Raw genomic sequence first — 8219 nt, 5'->3', positions numbered from 1 at the left:
TCCAGGCGGACGCGTCGTGTACGGCGAGCACGCCGGGCAGGTGTTCCCCGTCAAGGACGAGCAGGCGCGCGCATGGCGCGGCGAAGTCGTCTCGCACATCACCGTGCCCGACGACGAGGAGAACGAGGACATGCGCGCGCAGTACCCGCGCCTCATCGAAACGTACACCCCCATCCGCCTCGAAGGGTCCGACCGCGTGCTCGCCGTCGCGGAGTTCTACCAGAACGTCCAGCAGCTCGACCGGGAGGTCCGCTGGGCGCAGGCGCGCAGCTGGGTGGTCGTGACGCTCGTCATCATCGTCACGTACCTGATCCTGTCTGGCCTCGTGCGGCGCGGCAGCCTCACCATCGAAGGGCAACGCGCCGAACTCGACGCGCACGTGCAGCACCTCGAAACGTTGCTGCACCAGAACCACGAACTGCACGAACGCGTGCAGCGGGCCGCGTCGCGGACGGTCGCCATGAATGAACGGTTCCTGCGCCGCGTCGCCAGCGACCTGCACGACGGCCCCGCGCAGGAACTCAGCCACGCGCTCCTGCGACTCGACACGCTCCTGCACGCCGTCCCCGCCGATCAACGCCCCGCTCTGGAACGCGACGTCACCGCCATCGAACGGGCGCTCGCCTCCGCCCTGACGGAAATGCGGACCCTCGCGCGGGACCTGCGCCTCCCCGACCTCGACCACCTGAGCGTGCAGGACGTCGTCGCCCGCGCCGTCCGCGACCACGTGCGCCGCACCGAAACGCCCGTGGACCTGAACGTCGACGCGCCCCCCACGCTCACCAGCGTGCCCGTCAGCGTCAAGATGGCGGCGTTCCGCATCGTGCAGGAAAGCCTGACGAACGCGTACAAACACGCCGGCGGACGCGAACAGCACGTGCACGTCCGCAACGACGACGACTGCGTGGTTCTCGAGGTGTCCGACGGCGGGAACGGCCTGAACTGGACGGGGGCGTCCACCCCGCAGCACCTCGGCCTTGCCGGCATGCGCGAACGCGCCGAAAGCCTCGGCGGCACCTTCGAGGTGACGTGCCGCGGCGGCAGCGGCACCCTCATTCGCGCGCGCCTGCCCCTCGCCCCGGAGGACCCTGATGCCTGACCCGATCCGCGTCGCCGTCATCGACGACCACCCCCTGTTCCGCGAAGGCGTCATCGCCGCCCTCCAAGCCGATCACGACATTGACGTCATCGCCGAGGGCGGCAGCGCCCCCGACGCCGTCCAGGCGGCCGCGCACCACCTGCCGGAAGTCATGCTCCTCGACCTGCACCTGCCCGGCGGCGGACTGGAAGCCCTGCGGGAAGTGGCGGCCTCGTACCCCGCCACGCGCGTGGTCATGCTGACCTTCAGTGAAGACGAGGCGGACGTCCTCGCCGCGCTGAAAGCCGGCGCGCGCGGGTACATCATCAAGGGCGTCACCGGGCGTGAACTGCGAGGCGTGATCCGCGCTGTCAGCCAGGGCGAAGTCAGCATCACGCCCATGCTCGCCAGCGGCCTCTTGTACGAACTCGCCCGCCCGGAACGCGAGCCGCCCGGCGGACTGATGACCACCCTGACCGCGCGCGAACGGCAGATTCTGGAGGGCGTCGCGGCTGGTCGCAGCAACAAGGAAATCGCGCGGGAGCTGGAACTCACCGAGAAGACGGTCAAGCACTACATGACGAACGTGCTGCAGAAACTTCAGGTGCGCAACCGCGTGGAGGCCGCGCTGCTCGCACAACGCGAAATGCAACGTCAGAAGTAGCGGACGGCCCCTCCAGCCGGACCAGGCCGCGACGAGGAGATGGTGCGCGCGCCACTCCTCACGGGAGGGCACGCGCACTTCGGAGGTGGTCCTCTGTCGAGGGCTGCTGGTCTACTCGACGATGACCTTGGCGGTCATGTTGGTGTGCGGCAGGCAGTAGTACGCGAACGTGCCTTTTTTCGTGAAGGTGTACGTCCAGGCTTCGCCCTGCTCGAGCATGCTCGGCAGGCCCTTGGCCTCGTTGGACGAGTCGAAGGCCCGCGCGCCCGGCGCCCCCCCGGGCTGTCCGGCGGTGACGCTGTGCCCGACCGCGTCGCGGTTCACCCACGCCACTTTCGTGCCGACCTTCACGTGCAGCTCCGGCTGGTCAAACGCGAAGTTGCGGATGTTCACGACCTTGATGGGCGAGTTCGCCGGCAGGTGGTCGTACACGTCGTTATGGGCGGGGTCCCCGTGAGGGACGATGCCGGGCGCGCCGGCGTGTTCGTGGTCATGGTCGTGCGCCTCTGCGGTGGGCTGGGCCGTGTGCGCGTGCATGGAAGGGCCGGTGCTGAGGCGCCCGTACGGGTCGAGGGCGGGGCCGCCCTTGAGCATCAGGTGCATGCCGCCCGGGTAGATGCCGTTGTTCGTCACGTCGCGGACGATGTGGTCGTGGAAGGGGAAGCTGCCGTCGCGGCCTTTCACGAGGATGTCGATGCGTTCGCCCGGAGCGATGGCGAGCGTGTCCAGCCGTTCCGGCTGCGGGAGGGGGTAGCCGTCCTTCGCGAGCACCAGGAAACTGTTGCCGTGTAGGTGCCAGCTGTGCAGTTCCTCGCCCATGTTCACCATGCGCAGCAGGCTCGTCTGCCCTTCGGGGATGGTGATGTCGGGAATGAGCGGGAAGGACCGGCCGTTCACGAGGAAGTAGTTCGGCTCGCTGTGATGCACGGGCGCTTTGGGGTTCTGGCGGCTGTCCCATTCGTCGAGGATCAGGGTGTGTTCGCTCTGCCAGACTTTCGTGCTGGGGTCCCGGGGTTCGACGACGATCGCGCCGTACATGCCCATGTCGGCGTGCAGGTACGTCTGGTAGTGGCAGTGGTACGCGAAGGTGCCCGGGTCGGTCGCTACGAACTCGTAGAGGGCTTCCTCGCCGGGCATGACGTCCGTGAGGCCGTCCATCTGCTGCGCGAGGCGGGCGACGCCGTGGAGGTGCACGGTGTGCGGCTGGTCGTGCGTGTTCTTGAAGTGGATGGTGACGTGGTCGCCCTGCTGAACGCGGATTTCCGGTCCGGGGACGGTGGGCTTCTGACCGGGGAAGCTGTACGCCCACTGTTCGACGTTCACGCCGGGCGCGATTTCCGTGGTGATCTTGTGGACTTCGAGCGTGAATTCGCGTTGCTGTCCGGTGGTTTCGCGGGTGGTGGCGGTGGTGTTGGGCGCCTGCAGGAATGCGGTGATGCGCGCGGCGCGGTCGTTGTCCTCCTGGGGGAGGTGCAGGACGACGGCGGTGGTGGCGGCGGCGGTGGCGAGGGTGAGGGCGCTGAGGACGGCGATGGTGCGGCGGTGGCTGGGGCGCATGGGTTGAACCTTCTTGGTGGGGAGGGGGTGGGGGCCTGCCGAGTGCGTGTGAGGCGCTCGGGGAAGCTCACCCTGCGGCGGTGCGCGGCACCGGAGCTTCCTGGTGAGCTGAGTGTCCGGTGGGGGTGTTACGGGAGCATTACGGGGGAGCGCTGGCGGATGGGGAGCGTGCAGAGGCCCATAAGCACCGTGTGCATCAGGCTGAGCCCGGACCGCTGGTCCGGTAGGCCTGAGCGCCAAGGTGCTGCTGTTCGGTGTGGGTGAGGGTCTGATCCAGGAGGCGGAGGCGTTCTGGTGGAGTTCGTGGGAAGGCGCTGGCGGTTTCAGCGCCGGTTGACACCCACCGCGCATTGATTCCTATAATGAACGTATGACCACTATAGGAGACGACACGAGCGCGCTGATCGCCCGGCGCATCCGCGTCGAGCGGGAAGCGCGGCAATGGTCCCAGGCGGACCTCGCGGAACGCGCCGGCGTCGCCAAGGCCACCATCAGCAAGGTCGAGCGCGGCGACATGAGCCCCACCGCCGTCACCCTCGTCCGTCTCGCCACCGCCTTCGACCTCACCCTCGCCGGCCTCCTCCTGCGCGCCGAAACGGAAGGCGCCCGGCTGTCCCGCGCCAGCGACCAGCCCACCTGGCGCGACCCGGACACCGGGTACGTCCGCACGCAGGTCTTCGCCCGCCCCGACCACCCCCTCGAACTCGCCCGCATCGACCTCCCCGCACGGCAGCGCGTCACCCTGCCGGCCGCGTCGTACACCCACATCCGTCAGGTCATCTGGGTGCAGAACGGCGCCCTCACCGTGCACGAGGACGGCCAGATGCACCTCCTGCATGCCGGCGACTGCCTCGGCTTCGGCGCGCCGTCCGACGTCACGCTCGCCAACGACACCGACACGCCCTGCACGTACGTCGTGCTGCTCGCCCGGGGGTAACCATGCCGGATATTCGCCCACTGCACGCCACGCCCGAAACGCTCGCGCGCCTGCGCGACCTGCTCATCGTCACCGTCGCCGAAGGCGGCTCCGTCGGCTTCATGCATCCCCTCACGCCCGACGCCGCCACGGCCTTCTGGGACCGCGCGCTCAGCGGCGCCGCGCGCGGCGAGCGCATCATCCTGGGCGCCTGGGAAGGCGAGGCCCTGCTGGGCACGGTCACGCTCATCCTCGACTGCCCCCCGAACCAGCCGCACCGCGCGGAAATCGCGAAGATGATGACGCACCCCGGCGCCCGCCGCCGCGGCGCCGCCACCGCCCTGCTGCAGGCCGCCGAGGCGCTCGCGGTGCAGCACGCCCGAACGCTGCTCGTGCTCGACACGGCCTCGGACGGGGGCGCGTCCAGCCTGTACGAGCGGCTCGGGTTCGTGTTCGCCGGAGAAATCCCGGATTACGCCCTCAAACCGCACGGTGGGCTGACCGGAACGCGGCTGTACTACAAGCGCATAGGCTCGCCTGAAGGCGCAGTCATGGCCGGCTCAGGCCACGCGGAGTACCCTGAAGCATGAGCGCCCGCGACCCGAAAGCCCCGCCGTCCCCGCTGCGCGGCGAGCATCCGGAACTGCAGGCTGCGCATGCCCGCCTGCTCGCGCTGATCGAACAGCAGAAGCGCGCCGCCGACACCCCGTCCCCTCCACGCCCGGTAGGGAGCGCGCAGCGGCTCGGCCCGTGGTGGGTCGCGGCCGACGACGGAACGCGCAGTATTCAGCGCACAGGCCGTGACGCCCTCACGTACCGCGACGGCGACGTGGCGTACGCCGTCAATGTGGACACCGAGGAAGGGGGCGGCCTCGCGGTATTCCGCAATGCCGTCCGGCCCGTGAGTGGCCCGCCGCTCACGGACGTGGAGCGGGCGACGGTGTTCACTCGCGCCATGACGCTCCTCCGGCAGTCCGGCGATTCGTTCGTCATTCAGGACGCGAGCGACCTGGAGCTGTGACCGCCACGCCGTGGGCCGGTCACGTCACTCGAAGTAATGCTCGAAGGTGGCGCGCAGGGTTTCCGGCCGCTCGCTGAGCGCGCCTTCAGGCACCTGTACCTCCACGTCCACCCGTAACTCCACCGGTCCGGCGGCCGTCCAGACGTCCAGCAGCAGCATGGCGGTGTCCTGCCACAGGCGCTGCACGAGGTCCGGGTGGCCGCCGCCGGGCGTGACCTGCGCGGCCCACGCGCCGAACCACGCGCCCACCGAGACGCGCGTCCACTCGCCGGGCTGCAGCACCTCGATGAGCGGCGGCGGAATCAGGAACGCGGCGCTGGGCACGTGCCCGAGCGACGGGGACGCGAACCCCCAGCGGCGCAGCAGCGCGGGCGTCGAGCCGAGGTTCAGCAGGTCAACGTGCTCGAAGCTCACGTACTGCGCGGCGGGCGTGGAGGGCACGTCGGGAACGGACAGGATCAGCGGGCCGTGCTGCACCAGCAGCGTCCCGAACGGTCGGTGGTCCACACTCATGGCGCTCACCCTACCTGCGGCGCGCATGAGGAACCCCGCAGCTCTGCAGGTACGCCTGAAGCGTGCGTGATAGACAGGGTCGTGTCCCCGTTCGCGCGTCTGCTCCTCTCCCCGCCCGCATGCCGGAACTTGACCGCCCTCCGGGCGGCCTTGGGGGGGCAGACGGTCCTGATCACCGGAGCGTCGTTCGGGATTGGGGAGGCGACAGCTCGGCTGTTCGCGCAGGCGGGCGCGGAAGTGCTCGTGGTGGCCCGCACAGGCGAGCGACTCCACGAGCTCGTCGCGGACATCGAGCGGACCGGCGGGCGGGCGTTCGCGTACCCGCTGGACCTGAGCTGCCCGGACGACATCCCGCTCCTCGTGGACCGACTGGTCCGCAGGCACCCGCGCATCGCCGTCGTGGTCAGCAACGCGGGCCGTTCCATTCGTCGTCCTGCGGTGCGGGCACTGGACCGACGCGACCTGGAACGGTCCGTGGCAGTGAACTTCACGGGCCCGGCGGCGCTGCTCCTCGGGCTGCTGCCCCACATGATCGCCGCAGGGGGAGGGCAGATCATCAACGTGTCCACCGTGTCCGTGAAGCCGCCGGCCGCGCCGCGCTGGGCGTCGTACCAGGGAAGCAAGGCAGGGTTCGACCTGTGGCTGCGGAGTGTGGCGGCGGAAGTGCAGCTCGACGGCGTGCGCGTGAGCAGCGTGTACATGCCGCTGGTGCGGACGCGCATGAGCGCGGCGGGCGGCCTGTACCGGCACGCACCAGCATTGACGCCGCTGGAGGCCGCGCAGGTGCTTGCGGGCGCCGTGGTGCGCCCACGGGCACGGGTGGCCCCGTGGTGGCTGTCCGCTCAGGAGGCCGCGGCGTTCCTGCTCCCCGGCGTGACGGACTGGGCTCTGGCGCGCTTGGAGGCACGTGAGCGCCTGCGTGGGGCGCGGCGGGGTGCCGCGTGAGCGTGCGCGCGGCGGTGCGGGCGGTGCTGAGCACGGGCCTGCTCTGGCCGTCCCCTCTGCGGGCGGTGGTGCTGGGCGGGAGGGTGGCCGCGCGGTACGGCGCGTCCCTGTACAGCCTGACGGTGTGGACGGCGTCCCGCTGCCCGGACGCGCCCGCGCTGATCGAGGCGTCCGGCGTGACGACCTTCCGGGGGCTGGTGGAGCGCGCGGACCTGATCGCGGACACGCTGGCGACGCGCGTGCCGCCCGGCGGGACGCTGGGGCTGCTGGGCCGCAACCACTCGGCGTTCGTGGCGACGCTGCTCGCTGGACTTCGACTGGGGGTGCGGGTGCTGCTGCTGAACACCTTCCACGCGCCCGAGCAGGTGGCGAGGGTGGCGCGCGAGCATCAGCTGGACCTGCTGGTCGCCGACGAGGAATTTCTGGCGGGCGTGCAGGGCGCTGACCCGACGTTGCCGATCTGCAGCGCCGCGACCCTGGAGGCGCTCCAACGTCCGAGCGCGCCCGCCCATGTGCGCGCTCGGCGCGGCGGGCGGCTGGTGGTGCTGACGTCGGGCAGCACGGGCCAGCCCAAGGTGGTGGACCGCCGCGTGCGTCCAGGCGAGGCGCTCCGTACGCTCACGGCGCTGCTCACGCGCCTGGACGTTCGAGCAGGCGCGCCGACGCTGCTGACGCTGCCGTTGTTCCACGGGCACGGCCTGATGACGCTCGCGCTGAGCCTCACGTTCGGGGCGCCGCTGCACCTGTTCAGGCGCGGGACGGCCGAACTGTACGAACGCGCCCTGCTCACGCAGGGTATAGAGGTGCTGGTGGTCGCGCCGACCGTGTTGCACCGGTTGCTGGAACGGCCTGCGATGGGCCGCGCGCCGACCTTGCGGACCATCGTGTGCGGGTCCGCGCCGCTCAGCGTGGACCTCGCCACCCGGACGCTGCGGCGCTTCGGGCCGGTGCTGTTCAACCTGTATGGCGCGAGCGAGGCAGGCCTGATCGCGCTGGCCACGCCCACGCAGCTGCTGGCCGCGCCGGACAGCGTCGGTGAGCTGTTGCCGGGCGCGCCCGTCGTCCTACGCCGCGAGGATGGCGGGCGCGCCGCCCCGGGCGAGGTGGGCGAGGTCGTGGTCGGTGGGGTGCGCACGGGCGACGTGGGGCACCTGAGTGCGTCCGGGTGGCTGACGTTGCGCGGGCGGCGGGACGACCTGATCATCTGTGGCGGCGAGAACGTGTATCCGGAGGAGGTGGAAGGCCGCATCGCGCAGTTGCCGTACGTCCGCGCATGCGCGGTGCTGGGCGTGCCCAGCGAAGAGTACGGGCAGCGGCTCGCCGCGCTGATGGTGCATGAGGACACCCACCCGCCGGTGCCGGACACGGTGGTCGAGGCCGACCTGCGCGCGCTGCTGCCCCGAACGCTGCGGCCTGCATGCTGGCAGTTCGTGCCTGCGCTGCCACGCACTGCTCTCGGGAAGCTCGTGCGCGCCCAGCTTCGCCCTCCGGAAAACGCAAGGTAAAGGTTGTATGAAGTTTGAAA

At 70.5% G+C, this 8219-nt stretch carries 9 protein-coding genes (1 of these 9 only partly in view); 7 read left to right on the top strand and 2 right to left on the bottom strand.

The features are described 5' to 3' along the window. Positions 1-1099, top strand: the 3' portion of a protein-coding gene (locus DEIMA_RS02220; RefSeq protein WP_013555606.1) for a sensor histidine kinase. Its footprint begins 341 nt before the window's first position; the window shows 1099 of its 1440 coding nt (coding positions 342-1440); its start codon lies beyond the left edge, outside the window; the stop codon is at positions 1097-1099. Next, on the top strand, positions 1092-1742 hold the full coding sequence (locus tag DEIMA_RS02215) for a LuxR C-terminal-related transcriptional regulator (protein ID WP_013555605.1): 651 nt from the start codon (positions 1092-1094) through the stop codon (positions 1740-1742). Before DEIMA_RS02220 ends, DEIMA_RS02215 begins: the two co-directional genes overlap by 8 nt. Before the next feature lie 111 nt (positions 1743-1853). On the opposite strand, the gene DEIMA_RS02210 is transcribed toward DEIMA_RS02215, so the two are convergent. Further along, positions 1854-3299: a multicopper oxidase domain-containing protein gene (locus DEIMA_RS02210; protein ID WP_013555604.1), complete on the bottom strand. Its 1446-nt coding sequence runs from the start codon at positions 3297-3299 to the stop codon at positions 1854-1856. Between the two features lie 370 nt (positions 3300-3669). Between DEIMA_RS02210 and DEIMA_RS02205 the strand changes: the two genes are divergently transcribed. From DEIMA_RS02205 to DEIMA_RS02195, 3 genes are read left to right on the top strand one after another with little or no spacing between them, the layout of a single operon-like run. Then, positions 3670-4236 (top strand): helix-turn-helix domain-containing protein, encoded by a 567-nt coding sequence (locus DEIMA_RS02205; protein WP_013555603.1) that lies wholly within the window; start codon positions 3670-3672, stop codon positions 4234-4236. A 2-nt stretch (positions 4237-4238) separates the two neighbouring features. Continuing rightward, positions 4239-4805 carry a GNAT family N-acetyltransferase gene (locus DEIMA_RS02200; RefSeq protein WP_013555602.1) on the top strand — a complete coding sequence of 189 codons (567 nt, stop codon included), beginning with the start codon at positions 4239-4241 and terminating at the stop codon, positions 4803-4805. Then, entirely contained in the window at positions 4802-5236 is a 435-nt protein-coding gene (locus DEIMA_RS02195; RefSeq protein WP_013555601.1) for a hypothetical protein, read from the top strand. The genes DEIMA_RS02200 and DEIMA_RS02195 overlap by 4 nt, the downstream gene beginning before the upstream one ends. A 24-nt stretch (positions 5237-5260) precedes the next feature. Here DEIMA_RS02195 and DEIMA_RS02190 read toward each other — a convergent pair whose 3' ends face one another. Further along, positions 5261-5749 (bottom strand): hypothetical protein, encoded by a 489-nt coding sequence (locus DEIMA_RS02190; protein ID WP_043816385.1) that lies wholly within the window; start codon positions 5747-5749, stop codon positions 5261-5263. Between the two features lie 129 nt (positions 5750-5878). Here DEIMA_RS02190 and DEIMA_RS02185 point away from each other — a divergent pair, with 129 nt between their 5' ends. Next, positions 5879-6694 carry an SDR family NAD(P)-dependent oxidoreductase gene (locus tag DEIMA_RS02185; RefSeq protein WP_245528341.1) on the top strand — a complete coding sequence of 272 codons (816 nt, stop codon included), beginning with the start codon at positions 5879-5881 and terminating at the stop codon, positions 6692-6694. Continuing rightward, the gene (locus tag DEIMA_RS18820) at positions 6691-8199 is read left to right on the top strand and encodes an AMP-binding protein (RefSeq protein ID WP_013555598.1); all 1509 of its coding nucleotides are present in this window, start codon (positions 6691-6693) and stop codon (positions 8197-8199) included. Before DEIMA_RS02185 ends, DEIMA_RS18820 begins: the two co-directional genes overlap by 4 nt. The last annotated feature ends 20 nt before the right edge of the window (positions 8200-8219 follow it).

The organism is Deinococcus maricopensis DSM 21211 (assembly GCF_000186385.1).
Lineage (GTDB): Bacteria > Deinococcota > Deinococci > Deinococcales > Deinococcaceae > Deinococcus_B > Deinococcus_B maricopensis.
Note: the sequence above shows the minus strand (reverse complement) of the source record. Positions and strands in the feature narration are given on the sequence as shown.